Below are 13,947 nucleotides of genomic sequence, written 5' to 3' on the forward strand. Positions count from 1 at the left end.
GACTAGTATGGCTGCCCAGGGCGACCTGGTCCGGCGCGGCCTATGTGGCAGAAACTCGCGGTCGGGCGCTCACTCCGATCGTCTCAGCTTGTGTTGTTTGCGAACGCTCTAAGGTGGCTGGCATGGCATACGACGTCGCCCGGGTGCGTGGTCTGCATCCGTCGTTGGGCGATGGGTGGGTGCACTTCGATACCCAGAACGGCATGTTGGTTCCGGACGCGGTGGCGACGACGGTCTCGACCGCATTCCGCGGATCCATGCCCACACCGGTCGGACCCCACCCTTCGGCTCGCCGCAGTGCGGCCGTTCTCATCGCGGCTCGCCAAGCGGTTGCAGATCTGGTCAACGGGGATCCCCGCGGTGTGGTGCTCGGCCCCGACCGCTCACACCTGCTGACCGCGCTGGCCGAGGCCTCATCGGCCCGGGTCGGGCTGGGTTACGAGGTGGTGGTGACGCGCCTCGACGACGAGGCGAACATCGCGCCGTGGCTGCGGGCCGCGAATCGTTATGGCGCCAAGGTGAAGTGGGCCGAGGTCGACATCGAGACCGGCGAGCTGCCGTCCTGGCAGTGGGAGGGGTTGATCGACAAGCCCACTCGACTCGTGGCGATCGCATCGGCGTCGTCGACCCTGGGAACCATCACCGACCTCGGTGAAGTGACCAAACTGACCCACGAGGTAGGTGGGCTCGTCGTGGTCGACCATTCGGCCGCCGCGCCGTACCGGCTGTTCGATCTCGACGAGACCGACGCCGACGTCGTCGCGCTCAACGCCGTCGAATGGGGTGGGCCGCCGATCGGCGCACTGGTCTTCCGTGACCCGTCCATCATCGATTCGTTCGGTTCGGTGTCGCTGAACCCGTACGCGACCGGGCCGGAGCGCCTGGAGATGGGCGTGCATCAGTACGGTCTGCTGGCCGGGGTGGTCGCCAGCATCGAGTACCTGTCCAACCTCGATGAGGCGGCGATGGGCACCCGGCGCGAAAGACTGGCCGTGTCAATGCAATCCGCCTCGTCATACCTGAGCCGGCTGTTCGACTATCTGCTGTCGTCGCTGCGCTCACTGCCTTTGGTGATGGTGATCGGCAGGCCCGAAGCCCACATTCCCGTGTTGAGCTTCGCAGTGCGCGACGTGCCCGCCGAGCGGGTGGTGCAGCGGCTGGCCGACAACGGCATCCTGGCGGTCTCCAACGTCAACTCACGCGTGCTCGACGTGATCGGCGTCAACGACATCGGTGGCGCGGTGACGGTGGGGCTCGCGCACTACTCGACCATCGCCGAAGTCGACCAGCTGGTCCGCGCGCTGGCCTCGCTGGGCTGATTTGTGGCTCCTCGCGTGTGCGGGCTGACCCTTCTACACCCGCAACAGCACTTTCCCAGCCACTTCGCCGGAAGCCAGCAGCCGATGGGCCCGCTGCGCCTGCTGGATCGGCAACTCAGCACCGATGATCGGGCGCACCCGCCCGTCGGCGACCATCGGCCACACGTTGTCGACGACGGCTGCGACGATCTCGGCCTTGCCGCCCGGGCCGTCCACGGGCCGTGGCCGCAGTGACGTACCGATCACGCCGGCCCGCTTGGCGATGAGCTTGCCGATGTTCAGCTCGCCTTTCACGCCGCCCTGCATACCGATGATGGCCATCCGGCCGCCGACGGCCAAGGCATCGACGTTGCGGTCCAGGTAGGCCGCTCCCATGATGTCGAGGATCACGTCAGCGCCGCCCTCAGCCTGCACGACCGCCACGAAATCCTCATCGCGGTAGTTGATGGTGATATCGGCTCCGAGGCTGCGGCACAGGGCGAGCTTCTCGGCTGAGCCTGCGGTCACCGCGACCCTGGCGCCGAGCGCATGGGCGACCTGGATGGCGTGGGTTCCGATACCGCTGGCACCCCCGTGCAGCAGCACGAGATGTCCCGCGGACAAGCCCGCGGTATTTACCAGGTTCGACCACACCGTGCACGCCACCTCGGGCAGGGCGGCAGCCTCGTCGAGAGTCGTCCCGTCGGGCACCGGCATCACCTGTGCGGCGGGTGCCGCGACGTATTCGGCGTACCCGCCGCCCGCCAACAGCGCGCACACGGGCTGGTCAACAGCCCAGTCGGTGACCCCGTCGCCGAGGGCCGCGACGACGCCGGAGACCTCCAGTCCGATGGTGTCGCTGGCGCCCGGGGGCGGTGGGTATTTACCGGCCGCTTGCAGCAAGTCGGCGCGATTGACGCCGGCGACACCAACGCGGATCAAAACCTCACCTTTGCCGGGACTGATGTCAGCGACGTTTTCCCAGGTCAGCGAGCCGTCCGTGGCGGCCACAATTGCATGCATTTCTTGAACGCTACAACCCTTCGGTTTCACCCACCCAGCAATACTGACGTCGCTTACGATTGCGCCCATGTCAGGCATGATTGCCGGGCGCACGGCGGGCGATATGCCGGGCCTGGATATTGCCGAGCAGAGATCGTGGCAGCACTATCTCGACTCGGCCTTGCGGTTGTACGCGACTCTGAACCGGTCGCTTGTCGATGAGCATCACCTCACGCTCAACGATGTCCGGCTTCTCGACATGCTCGATAAGTCCGCCACCGGATCGGCACGGATGGGGGACCTGGCCGAGCGCCTGATGTCCCTGCCCAGCCGGGTCACGCGGCAGATCCGTCGGTTGGAGGTGCAGAACCTCGTAACGAGGTGTGCCAGCCCCGACGACGGCCGCGGCGTGGTCGCAACCATCACCGACGACGGTCGGATGGCGGTGCGGGGCGCGATGGTCACCTACGGGCAGTGCGTCCGTGCGCACTTCCTCGGCAGGCTGTCGCGGCCCCAGATCGCCGCGATGGGCGAGAACTGCCGCCGCATCAGCGTCGCTCTGCAGTCCGGAGCACCGCCCGCCAAACTGGGCCGCGTGTAGACCCTTTACGCTTATCGGCGGTGGCGTGGCAGAGCGGCCTAATGCACTCGCCTTGAAAGCGAGAGTTGGTTAAACCCAACCGGGGGTTCAAATCCCTCCGCCACCGCTCTTACCAGCGCCGACGCTTGGATCACGGGTCCGCCCGCGGATCACCTCCCGACCGATGTGACACAAGGTGACACATGAGTTCGGGTATCGGTCCCGAAGCTGTGTCGGCGTGTCGTTCGACGCGGCTGGTCTCACCGAATTTCTACGGTGAGGTAGGACGCATGAAGATCCCGAGTTACGTGACTGTGCGCGACTTCGAGTCGGGCCGGCGTTACGAGGTGCGGCTCGAGGTGACCGGCCCCGACGGGGTGCGCCAGCAACAGCGGCGCAGGTTCCGCACGCTGAAAGAGGCGGTCGACGCGCACGCCACCGTCACCGCGGAACGCGCCGCCGGAACGTTTACCGCACCCTCCGAACTCACCATGAAGGTCGCGTGCGAGCAGTGGCTCGCCGGCAAGCGGATCAAGCCCACGACACACGCCGCGTACTCCGCCGCGCTCGCTCCGGTGATCGAGAAGTATGGCGACAGACCGGTGCAGAAGATCGTCAAGGCCGACGTGGAGAAGCTCGTGGTGGAGCTGCGTGGCGGCACCAGACCACGCGGCGTGTGGGCGCGCACCTCCATCAACCCGATGCTCGCTCGATGGCGCAGCGTGTGAAAGACCTTCAGGCTCAAGGGGTTCTACCGCGGAACGTCATCGACTTGGTGGAGCCGTTATGACGGCCGTCCGGTGCACCGGACCTCAAGCTGGACGATGTCCTGTCCGAGGCCGAGGTGGAGCAGCTGGTCGACGCCCACGCGGTGGCCGCCCCCGCGCCCGACGCGGACTGGAAGACGGTGCACGAGACCGAGCACGCACGGATGCGCGAAGCCTTCGTGCACCTCGCGCTGCTGGCTCTGCGCCGCGGTGAACTGGCTGGGTAGACCTGCTGCCGATCCTGCGGCGGGTGCGACGGGAGCAGCGGGCAATGCGCATGGCCGTCGGTGACCTATGGGAGGGCCGGACGACGGCTACGTGATCGCGCATCCGCACGGTCGGCCTGTCAGCCCGCGGGCGCTCAACGCGTGGTGGAACCGGCGAGGCACACGGCTGCAACTCTTCTTCACCTGCGCGGGGCACCGACGGCGACCATCGCGGCGTGGCTCGGGCATACCGCCCGAATCCGAAGGGCACGGACGGTTGGCTGGTCTTCCGCGTCCCGCCTCCCGAACCGGACCCCGCAACGAAGGAGGTGCGGGGTGACGGTGGACTGGTCCCTCCTGCGCCCGAAGCCGTCAACGAAGAAACGGAAGCCGCGCCCGGAGGAGAGGAGTAGGCCTGGCACGGACCGCCTAGCGTGACCAGGGTTGCGGCTTATGCTCAGTGTTTGTGCGCACGGTGTTTCATCAGCAACTCGACGACCTGAGGGCCGGGATCGCTGGGCTGTGTGAGCGCACCGGGGCGACGATGTCCGATGCCACAGCTGCCTTGCTGCAACCGAATCTGCAGTTAGCCGAAGAGGTCATCGACCGCTACGGCGACATCAACCACGAATGCTCTCGGCTGGAAGCCGAGGCATTCACGCTGCTGGCGCGCCAAGCCCCGGTGGCCGGAGATCTGCGGGCGGTGGTCAGCGCCCTCAAGGATGTCGCTGACATGCAACGCATGGGCGCGCTCGCGACTCATATCGCGCGGATCGCGCGGCGGCGCCACCCTCATGTCGCCGTGCCTGTTGATGTCGTCGCCCATTTCTCGGAGATGGGTCGCATCGCGGTGCGCATCACTGAAGACACGAAACACGTCGTGCTCTGCGGTGATCCCGAACAGGCTGCGCGCCGATGACGAAACGATGGACGAGCTGCACAAGCAGCTGTTCACCACGGTGATGGACCCGGCGTGGATCCACGACACCGCCGCTGCGGTCGATGTGACGCTGCTCAGCCGGTATTACGAACGGTTCGCCGATCATGCCGTGGAGGTCGCCGACCGCGTCATCTACCAAACAACCGGAGCCCGTCAGCACTGACATTCAGCAGTGCGGCGCATACCCAGTCCGGGGCTGTCCGGTGCATGAAGGGGTTGTGGGCTGACGGGCCCGCTACTCCCAGGCAAGTGGGCCGCACGGCCAGCCGGCGGCCGAAGTCGTCGACGCCCGGCACTGTGGCTGTGCCTTCGACGGCGGCGATCGCGCTGCGCAGCGGGATGTAGCGGTCCCGGCGACCCACATCGGCAGGATCGAGTCCGGCCATGGCCAGCAGCACCGGCGGATCACCGCCGTGGGACGTGGTGAGCGTGTCGAACCCTGTCAAGCACGACCCCACGACCCACGGATCAGCTGCATGTCCAGAATGGTCAAAAACGTGTCCGGCAAAGTCAAGACGAGCGCACGCCGGATGCTGCAGAGTGGTTGCCCGGGTCGGGGGACCGACGGTGATGTTGGCTGGCCCGCTGACTCGTGCGGGTGAAGAGTAGGTCTACGACAGGACCGCCCGGGGTGGCGGCTCGTGCCAGGAAAGGTGCCCCCATGCAACAGTCACGAACCCATCTGCCCATACCGAGTGCCCCGCGCACCGGGTTGATCACCTATGACGCGAAAGATCCCGACACGTCCTACCCGCCGATCGAGCAGGTCCGGCCACCCGCGGGCGCCCCGAACGTGCTGCTGATCCTGCTCGACGATGTGGGTTTCGGCGCCTCCAGCGCGTTCGGCGGACCGTGTGCGACCCCGACCGCGGAGCGGCTGGCGACAGACGGGTTGAAGTACAACCGTTTTCACACCACGGCGCTGTGTTCACCGACCCGCCAGGCGTTGCTGACCGGGCGCAATCACCACTCGGCGGGGATGGGCGGCATCACCGAGATCGCCACCGGCGCACCCGGTTACAGCTCGGTGCTGCCCAACACCATGTCGCCGATCGCGCGGACGCTCAAGCTCAACGGGTACAACACCGCCCAGTTCGGCAAGTGTCACGAGGTGCCGGTCTGGGAGACCAGCCCGGTGGGTCCGTTCGACGCCTGGCCCAGCGCTGGTGGGGGATTCGAGTACTTCTACGGCTTCCTCGGCGGGGAGGCCAACCAGTGGTACCCGACCCTGTTCGAGGGCACCACCCCGATCGAGGTGACCCGCACCCCCGAGCAGGGCTATCACTTCATGGAGGACATGACCGACAAGGCGATCGGCTGGATCGGCCAGCAGAAGGCGCTGGCTCCGGATAAGCCGTTCTTCGTGTACTTCGCCCCCGGGGCGACCCATGCGCCGCACCACGTGCCGGCGGAGTGGGCCGACAAGTACAAGGGCACCTTCGACGCGGGCTGGGATGCGCTGCGGGAGCAGACCTTCGCCCGGCAGAAGGACCTCGGGGTGATCCCCCCGGAGGCGGTGCTGACCGCACGGCACGCCGAGATCCCGGCGTGGGATGAGATGCCTGAGGAGCTCAAGCCGGTGCTGCGCCGGCAGATGGAGGTCTATGCCGGGTTCCTGGAGTACACCGACCACCACGTCGGCCGGCTGGTGGACAGCCTGCAACGGCTCGGGGTGCTCGATGACACCCTGGTGTACTACATCATCGGCGATAACGGCGCCTCAGCCGAGGGCACGCCGCACGGCACGTTCAACGAGATGCTGCCGTTCAACGGCATGGCGGCGCTGGAGACGCCGCAGTTCATGATCGACCGGCTCGACCAGTTCGGCGGGCCGCAGTCGTACAACCACTACGCGGTGGGGTGGGCGCACGCCATGGACACCCCGTATCAGTGGACCAAGCAGGTCGCCTCGCACTGGGGTGGCACCCGCAACGGCACGATCGTGCACTGGCCCAGCTCGATCACCGCCAAGGGTGAGATGCGCTGGCAGTTCCACCATGTCATCGATGTGGCCCCGACGATCTTGGAGGCGGCCGGGCTGCCGGAGCCGTTGTTCGTCAACGGTGTGCAGCAGCACCCCATCGAGGGCGTCAGCATGCTGTATTCGTTCAACGATGGCCAGGCGCCGGACCGTCACGAGACCCAGTACTTCGAGATGCTGGGGAACCGGGGCATCTATCACAAGGGTTGGACCGCGGTGACCAAGCACGGCACACCGTGGCTGCTGGTGGGACAGGAAAAGCCCGCGTTCGACGACGACGTGTGGGAACTCTATGACACCCGCACCGATTGGACTCAGGCCAAAGACCTGGCCAAGGAGATGCCCGAGAAGCTGCACGAGTTGCAGCGGTTGTGGTTGATCGAGGCCACCCGCTACAACGTGCTGCCGCTCGACGACGACACCGCCAGCCGGATGAACTCCGACCTGGCGGGCCGTCCGGTGCTGGTCAAGGGCAACACGCAGCTGCTGTTCCCAGGGATGGGGCATCTGTCGGAGAACTGTGTGCTGAACATGAAGAACAAGTCGCACGCGGTGACCGCGCAGATCGAGGTGCCCGAGGCCGGGGCGGACGGGGTGATCATCGCCCAAGGCGCCAATATCGGCGGGTGGAGTTTGTACGCCCACGAAGGCAAGTTGAAGTACTGCTACAACCTGGGCGGCATCACGCATTTCTTCGTCGAGTCCGCCGACCGGCTGCCCGCGGGTGTTCATCAGGTGCGGATGGAGTTCGACTACGACGGCGGCGGGATGGGCAAGGGCGGCACCGTCACGCTCTACGTCGATGGTGAGCGGGTCGGTCAGGGGCGGGTGGAGGCCACCCTGGCGATCGTGTTCTCCGCCGATGACGGCTGCGATATCGGCCTCGACGGCGGCGCTGCGGTATCCCCGGACTACTCACCCGGCAACAACGCGTTCAACGGCCGGGTGAAAGGCGTGCAGCTCGCCATCGCCGACGCCGCCGACGCCGCCGGGCACGTCGTCTCCCCGGAGGATGCGCTGCGCGTGGCGATGGCCCGCCAGTAACCGCTGCCCCGAAACGGATAGAGCCCGGCGACCGAGGTAATCGTCGACACCACCGGCCACCCCTGACAATCGAGGAGAACCCATGAACAAACGCACCACCACACTGCTGGCCGCCGCGGCGCTGGTCGCCGCCCCGCTGGCCGTCGCTCCGGTCGTTGCAGCGCCCACCGCGTCGGCGGACATCTGCGCCGGCGTGCATGGTCGCTTCGTCGGCGTCGGGGGATGCGGCGCCCCGATCGCTCGCGGCGTCGAAGCGGGTGCGGCGATCGCGGCCGCCGACCACCCCTACGTCTGGGGTGAAGTCCCCTGCTACACCGTCGAAGGGGTTCCGTACTACACCCCGCCCGGCGACCCCTGCTGACGATCAGCGACTGAACTCACCGCGGTGCGGCACAGATCCCGTGCCGGACACGTAGATATAGAGGCGGCCGCGTTCGAGGCGTTACGCCGCGACGGCCCACACGGAGGGAAACGGATGAAGTGGGGTTGCCCCTTGATGGTGAACACCTGACTGGTGGGACTGCAGGTCTTCAACGGGCAAGGCGTCGGCCATGTAAGCTTCGATGAGTTTGGTTTTTTGCCGTTCCAGTTGGATCAGACGTGTGCGTCGTTCGGCTGCGAGCTTTTCTTGTTCGCGGAGCAGCAGCTCGAAATCGGTGATGGCACCAGCTTCAATATCGTCCAACGTTTTCGGGGCGGGTATACGACCAATGCTGGCGATCTTCTTGTCGATGGCCTGGCTGAACGGTTGGGGTTCACTGTCGTTGACACATTCGAACTGTGGGGCGCAGAGCGGACGCTTGCGGCTGCAAGGCCCCATGGGTTCGGTGGTAGGTGAGATGCCATAGCAGACGCCTGGCAGGTTGGTTGCGGGTTTAGATTGCTACGACGAAAGGCGGCGCGGCGTCGGAACATTGCCTTGCCGACCGTCGCACACATCGGGAGCCTCACCGCTGGGCTAGGACTATTCCGCCGATGTCCTGGTTTGGTGCAATACGGCGAACGACTCCTTAGGAGTTCTGCGGCCAGTGTCCCAAACCTCGCGCGCCTGCTCCGGAGATATATAGGACGCGAAGAAGAGAACTGACAGGTCGCTACCGGCTAGCACTGACCCCAAGCCACGGATATTGCTGTACGTGCACATGATGTCGTCTCGAATGTCGTACGCGTTGTCAGCGGCAGCCTGCGGGTCCATGTCGAGTAGCTCAGCGGCAAGGGCGATTTGGTCCTGCTTCACTTCGGAACCCCCATGTCCCAACTCGTCACCGCAGGCGTCCACACCTGATGCGCCCGAAGGTGTTCGAGCACCTGGTAGCCGCTGAGCCCTGGCAGCATGATGTCGAGGATCACCGCGTCGAACGAGTTGGCGGTGGCTTGGCGCAGCCCGTTGGGGCCGGTGGCCGCCAGTGCCACGGCAAAGCCTTCAGCGCCCAGCCCTTTGGCCAGCGAACCCGCTAGTAACGGTTCGTCTTCGACGATCAGGACTTTCATGGCATCTGCTCCCGGTTATCGCGTCACGGTGGCGTGCACGGCTCCTACTTGTTCACGGTGACAGGGGCGCACCGTGAGAACACTGAGTTTCGGTCACCGCGGGCTGCTACTGACACGGTCGGTCCGTGGTCGACGGGTTCGCAGCATCATCGAATCGTCCTGCGGTCCCTGCTAGTTCATGTTCCAGGGTTCGCCGTAGGTGGTGACGCTGTCACCGGTGGAGGCGATCAGGCGGGCGAACGGACGCAGCAGCACGCCGCCGGCCGCGCCGGTCACGGTGCCATGGGCGTTGGAGACGGCCACGCCGCCGGCCGGGCCCTTGACGTCGACGGAGAAGGTGGCGACTTCCTGGATGCCCGGGCCGTTACCCAGGTCGGCCGAGATCGACACCCCGGGGAACAGGTTCGGGGTGATGACCGAGCCCAGCGGGTTGAAGCCGGCCGAGAGCGGGTTGATGTTGGTGTCGTCGAGCAGGATGTTGGGGGTGGTGTAGCTGAAGTTGATGCCCACACCGAGTGACCAGGGGAAGCCGATCTGGTAGCCGAGTTCCAGGGTGCCGGCGAAGTCGGCGGCGCCGGGGCCTTCGACGTGGTATTTGGCGCGACCGGAGTGGAACCACTCGCGGGTCAGGCGGTTGCGGTCCAGGGGGAACACGCCGTTGAGGAATGTGTCCCACTGCTGGACGGTGAGGGTGCGGTCCTGGCCGTCGACCAGGCTCAGCTCATTGTCCAGGCCAGCGTGCGCGGTACCCGCCCCGACGAGCATCGCCGCCATCGCGGTGACGAATGCGAACACGGTCCGAACGATGACTGTCATGGTCTCCCTGGCTCTCACCCCGACAACACGGCCTGCGCGACAAGTACGCCGCACAGGGGATCAGAGTGTGGCACCGGCCAGCTGAACGGACGCTGAGATAAACATCGAAACAGCTACTCGCACAATACTTCCAGTGGGCGCTCAGTGCCGTCACAGCCGCGATCGGTGATTTCGCAGAACTCGGTACCCGCCATTTTGTCGAGTCGACTATCCCGTATGCCCTGCCGGTCACGTGCACTACGATGCGCCCCACGGCGAGCATGATGTCGGGCTATCAGACTGCTTGGGCCGGACAAGCCCTTTGCCGGTGCCGCTCATGTGGCTCAATCAGAGCCGTCGACGACGCGCTGATTACGTTGCAGTAAGCCGTAATTGGCAACGCATCATGGCGCCGTGGCTGTAAACAGTGCTGCGCCGAGACGCTGTTCTAATGCTTCTTGTTGGTCTGGTCGGCTGCGGCCTGTGCCTGGTCCTGTGCGGCTTGCCGCTGCGCCAGTCGGCCACCAGTGGACTACCAGTGCGCTGTGCCATCTTTTCGGGACGAGGACGCCCGAGCGGGCATCCCGGATGAAGAGGAGTCGTTGTGACCGTGTTGCTGCCGGGCCAGGCCGCCGCCCCTGTGGGCCCCGCTGACCTGCGGATGATGTACGTGATGCACTACGGATTCCGGCGCGATCTGACGCATTTCTGTGTCGCTGCCCGCCGCACGCCGATCGCCGACGGGCGCACCTGGCGCGCGCTGCTGGCACGCTGGGACCTGCTGTCCACCGTGTTGCACGATCATCATCGCAAGGAGGACGTGGTCATCTGGCCACTGCTGCGCGAACGAGCCGAAGCCGATCACGATGCCGACGCACTCGCGGTTCTCGACGCCATGGACACCGAACATGACCAGATCGACCCACTACTGATCCGGGTGCGCGCCGGCCTGGAGGCGATGACGATCGGCACCGCCACAGCCGACCGAGAGAGGCTGATTGTGGTCCTCGACGAGGCATACACCTGCCTGACCCGGCATCTCTCGCACGAGGAGCGCGACGCCAACGCGGTGCTGCAGGCGCGGATCAGGCGGGAGGAATGGGACCACCTCGAACGCACGCAGCTGCGGGGCGGCATGAGTGCCCGCGAACTCACCCAGATGCTGCCCTGGGCCTTCAAGGACCTTCCCGAGCCGTTGGCCTCCGAACTGCTCTCTGAGGCACCGTTGCCGCTGCGGGCGATGCTGCGGATGGGTAGGCGCCGTTTTCATCGACTCGACGAAGCCGCGTTCGCCGCGGTGCCGGCCGGCACGACCGTGGGCACGACCTTGGTGCGCTGAGCGGATGGTGGTATCCGGGTCCGTTCAAAAGCCATGCCGGGTGCGGAGCCCGGTGAGGTGTGCTTCGACGCGGCCGAGTCCCCAGCGGCGGGCTTGGTCGGCCGCCGCGTCCGCATATGCGGCTGCCGCCGCGGCATCCCCGGTGACGGCGGCGCCGCAGGCCAGGAACAGGTCCACCGGGCCGATCGCCGATGCGGTACCTGCGCTCGCCATCCGTCCCGAGTAGTCCCGCAGGTAGCGATAGGCGTCGACGGCGAGATCCGGCCGGTCGAGGTCCAGCGCGATCTCGCAGCTCATCGCGGCGAATGCGGATCCGAGGTAGGTGTGGCGCTCGGTGGGCAGCGGATGGGAGTCGACGAAGACCGCTGCCCGGTCCCGTTCGCCGGCGCGCAGCAGCACCAGTGCCACCGTCGATGCGCTCGGGATGCGGCTGTCCCGGAGGAACACGTCGAGCACCGGCAGCAACGCCGGTGCCCGGCCGAAGTGCAGTGCCACCACCGCGGCCGCTGCCTGGGCAGCCTCGAGAACGTTGGGGGTGCGCACTTCGACGGCGAGTTCGTGCAGCCGTTGCACCGACGCGGCTGCGGCAGCGTCGTCGCCGGCCATCGCGTGCCAGGGCGCGGCGACGGTGTGCAGCACCACCTCTGCGGTGCCGAGCCCGGCCGAGCGCAGCCGACTGGTCAGCGCCCGGATACCGGATCGCACCGCATCTGCGTCGCCGGACTCGTTGGCGAGGCCGGTGGCCAACGTCGCGACCATCATCTCCAACCGCGGATCACCCAGGATGTCGACGTCCGCGCGGGCGAGCCGCAGGTACTCGGCCCGGTCTGCCGCGGTGTCCGGCCGGAACCGCGCCACATACGCGCCGAGCTGCACCGACACCCGGACCCTCGGGTCGTCGATCGGGCGCGCTGCGGCGAGGGCCTCAGTGACCAGGGCGTCGATCCGGGCGGTGTCCCCGGAGTAGAACAGCTCCATGGCCAGGGTGAGCAGCGCCCGGCTGCGCACCGCGGCCCGGTGGGGCGGCACGTGCGGCAAAACCTCGGTGAGCGCGTCCACCACGGGGGCGTGCACTTCGCCGTAGGGCCTGACCTGCCACAGGGCACCGTCGAGGTTCGCCGACAGGGTGCGGGCGGCCAGCTCCGCGGTGGCACTCCGGTCGGCCGGATCTCCGAGCCGCTCCACCAGCAGGGTCGCGGCGTCCACGCAGTCCGAGACGCCCTGCCAATCACCGGACCACCGGTGCGCGTCGGTGGTGAGCATGAGCAGCTCGTACCGTTCCCGTGCGGATGCCGAGCGATCGGTCTGTTGCAGGTCCAGTGCCAGCGTCAGATGCGCGGCTTCCTCGTCGTAGTGGGCACCGGCCCGCGCGTATTGCGCGGTCTCGACCAGGGTGCGCCAGCCGCTCCCTGAGTCCACCGACGCCGCGCAGCGCAGGTGGTGCTGCACCGACGCCCGCACGTCGGCCCGGGTCAGATCTCCCTGGGCAGCGGCCTGCGCCGCGCGTCGATGCAGGTCCGTGCGCACAGTGCCGGCGAGTGATCGGTGGATCACCTCCTGCACGATCGCGTGCCCGAACCGCAAGCCGGTACCGGTGTCAGCCAGGATCCCGGCCCGGCGCGCCGGCTCGAGGAGTTCGGCTGTGCGGCCCGGTTCTGTGTTCGTCACCTCGGCGAGGTCAGCGGGTCGAAACGCCGCGCCGAGCACACTGGCCGCACGCAGTGCCTCCACCGTCGCGGCGGGAAGGGCCTCGACCCGATCCAGCACCACTTCGGCGAGGGTGCCGCTGGGCGTGCCTGCACTCTGCAGCAACTCCACCAGGTACAGCGCGTTCCCGCCGGTCCGGTTCCACAGCGCGTGTGCCCGGTCGTCGTCGATCCCGGTGCCGGCGACGACTTTCGCCAGCGATGCCACCGTGTCGACCGGAAGCGGACCCAACTCGATCCGACAGCCCTGCCCTCGGGCGCAGACGCGCAGGAATCGCTGAACGTCGGAGCCGTCCGCCGGGGCGGGTCTGGTGGTGGCGATGACCAGGAGCCGCTGCTCGGTGAGCCGCTCGACCAACGCCGTGAGCGCACCGACCGTCACCGGGCCAGCCCAGTGCAGATCCTCGATGACCAGAGCAGTCGGCACCGTCGACGCGGACTCCGCCGCGATTCGGGCCGCCAGATCGCGCAGCGCGGCCTCCGAACCGGAGGTCAGCTCTTCGTAGACGAGCGTCGTCGGGCGACCGGAGATCCCGGCCAGCGCCTGCGCCAGTGGCCACAGTTGCGGTTCGTCGGCATCCCGGCAGCGCCCCACGCCGATCCGGAAGCCCAGTGCGGCAGCGTCTTCCGCGAACTCGACCAGTAGCCGGGTCTTCCCGGCACCGGGTTCGCCGACGAGGACGGCGACGCCGGGCATGCCCGTGACGGCGGCCTTCGCCTCGGCCCGCAGCCTGCTGAGTTCCGGGTCACGTCCCACCCTGTCTCTTATACACATCTGACGCTGCCGACGATCGCATA

The 13,947-nt window shown here is 67.1% G+C and carries 12 protein-coding genes, 1 tRNA gene and 2 pseudogenes; 9 read left to right on the plus strand and 6 right to left on the minus strand.

Annotated features, from left to right (window positions below; translation table 11 throughout):
- Window positions 1-122: 122 nt before the first annotated feature.
- Window positions 123-1,319, plus strand: coding sequence for a cysteine desulfurase-like protein (locus A5784_RS34530; RefSeq protein WP_064949375.1), 1,197 nt, complete (start codon window positions 123-125; stop codon window positions 1,317-1,319).
- A gap of 33 nt (window positions 1,320-1,352) precedes the next feature.
- Here the strand turns inward: A5784_RS34530 and A5784_RS34535 are convergent, their stop codons facing one another.
- Window positions 1,353-2,321 (minus strand): NAD(P)H-quinone oxidoreductase, encoded by a 969-nt coding sequence (locus A5784_RS34535; RefSeq protein WP_064949376.1) that lies wholly within the window; start codon window positions 2,319-2,321, stop codon window positions 1,353-1,355.
- Between the two features lie 67 nt (window positions 2,322-2,388).
- Here A5784_RS34535 and A5784_RS34540 point away from each other — a divergent pair, with 67 nt between their 5' ends.
- The 5 genes and pseudogenes from A5784_RS34540 (at window position 2,389) to phoU (ending at window position 4,956) form a co-directional block, all read left to right on the plus strand.
- Window positions 2,389-2,901 (plus strand): MarR family winged helix-turn-helix transcriptional regulator, encoded by a 513-nt coding sequence (locus A5784_RS34540; protein WP_029370875.1) that lies wholly within the window; start codon window positions 2,389-2,391, stop codon window positions 2,899-2,901.
- Window positions 2,902-2,920: 19 nt separating this feature from the next.
- Window positions 2,921-3,007: transfer RNA gene (locus A5784_RS34545), tRNA-Ser, on the plus strand.
- A 76-nt stretch (window positions 3,008-3,083) separates the two neighbouring features.
- Window positions 3,084-3,608 (plus strand): hypothetical protein, encoded by a 525-nt coding sequence (locus tag A5784_RS34550; RefSeq protein ID WP_064949377.1) that lies wholly within the window; start codon window positions 3,084-3,086, stop codon window positions 3,606-3,608.
- Between the two features lie 116 nt (window positions 3,609-3,724).
- Entirely contained in the window at window positions 3,725-3,874 is a 150-nt protein-coding gene (locus tag A5784_RS38655; protein WP_156750940.1) for a hypothetical protein, read from the plus strand.
- Window positions 3,875-4,319: 445 nt separating this feature from the next.
- Window positions 4,320-4,956, plus strand: a pseudogene (gene phoU / locus A5784_RS34555) (phosphate signaling complex protein PhoU).
- Here the strand turns inward: phoU and A5784_RS34560 are convergent.
- Window positions 4,922-5,239 carry an AraC family transcriptional regulator ligand-binding domain-containing protein gene (locus A5784_RS34560; protein WP_156750941.1) on the minus strand — a complete coding sequence of 106 codons (318 nt, stop codon included), beginning with the start codon at window positions 5,237-5,239 and terminating at the stop codon, window positions 4,922-4,924. The pseudogene phoU and the gene A5784_RS34560 overlap by 35 nt on opposite strands.
- A gap of 215 nt (window positions 5,240-5,454) precedes the next feature.
- Between A5784_RS34560 and A5784_RS34565 the strand changes: the two genes are divergently transcribed.
- Window positions 5,455-7,818, plus strand: a complete 2,364-nt coding sequence (locus tag A5784_RS34565) for an arylsulfatase (RefSeq protein ID WP_064949379.1) — start codon at window positions 5,455-5,457, stop codon at window positions 7,816-7,818.
- Window positions 7,819-7,900: 82 nt separating this feature from the next.
- On the plus strand, window positions 7,901-8,179 hold the full coding sequence (locus A5784_RS34570; protein ID WP_064949380.1) for a hypothetical protein: 279 nt from the start codon (window positions 7,901-7,903) through the stop codon (window positions 8,177-8,179).
- Between the two features lie 81 nt (window positions 8,180-8,260).
- Here the strand turns inward: A5784_RS34570 and A5784_RS34575 are convergent, their stop codons facing one another.
- The 3 genes and pseudogenes from A5784_RS34575 to mspA all read right to left on the minus strand — a co-directional run bounded on the left by A5784_RS34575 (window position 8,261) and on the right by mspA (window position 10,125).
- Entirely contained in the window at window positions 8,261-8,638 is a 378-nt protein-coding gene (locus A5784_RS34575) for a hypothetical protein (RefSeq protein ID WP_064949381.1), read from the minus strand.
- 443 nt (window positions 8,639-9,081) lie between these two features.
- A pseudogene (locus A5784_RS34585) lies at window positions 9,082-9,309 on the minus strand (response regulator); the annotation flags it as partial.
- A gap of 171 nt (window positions 9,310-9,480) precedes the next feature.
- Window positions 9,481-10,125, minus strand: a complete 645-nt coding sequence (mspA, locus tag A5784_RS34590; RefSeq protein WP_064949384.1) for a porin MspA — start codon at window positions 10,123-10,125, stop codon at window positions 9,481-9,483.
- A gap of 583 nt (window positions 10,126-10,708) precedes the next feature.
- On the opposite strand from mspA, the gene A5784_RS34595 reads away from it, so the two are divergent.
- Window positions 10,709-11,443, plus strand: a complete 735-nt coding sequence (locus A5784_RS34595) for a hemerythrin domain-containing protein (RefSeq protein ID WP_064949385.1) — start codon at window positions 10,709-10,711, stop codon at window positions 11,441-11,443.
- Window positions 11,444-11,467: 24 nt separating this feature from the next.
- Here A5784_RS34595 and A5784_RS34600 read toward each other — a convergent pair.
- Window positions 11,468-13,947, minus strand: a 2,480-nt coding sequence (locus tag A5784_RS34600) for an ATP-binding protein (protein ID WP_156750942.1), incomplete at its 5' end; no start/stop codon positions are given.

The organism is Mycobacterium sp. 852013-50091_SCH5140682 (assembly GCF_001665685.1).
GTDB lineage: Bacteria > Actinomycetota > Actinomycetes > Mycobacteriales > Mycobacteriaceae > Mycobacterium.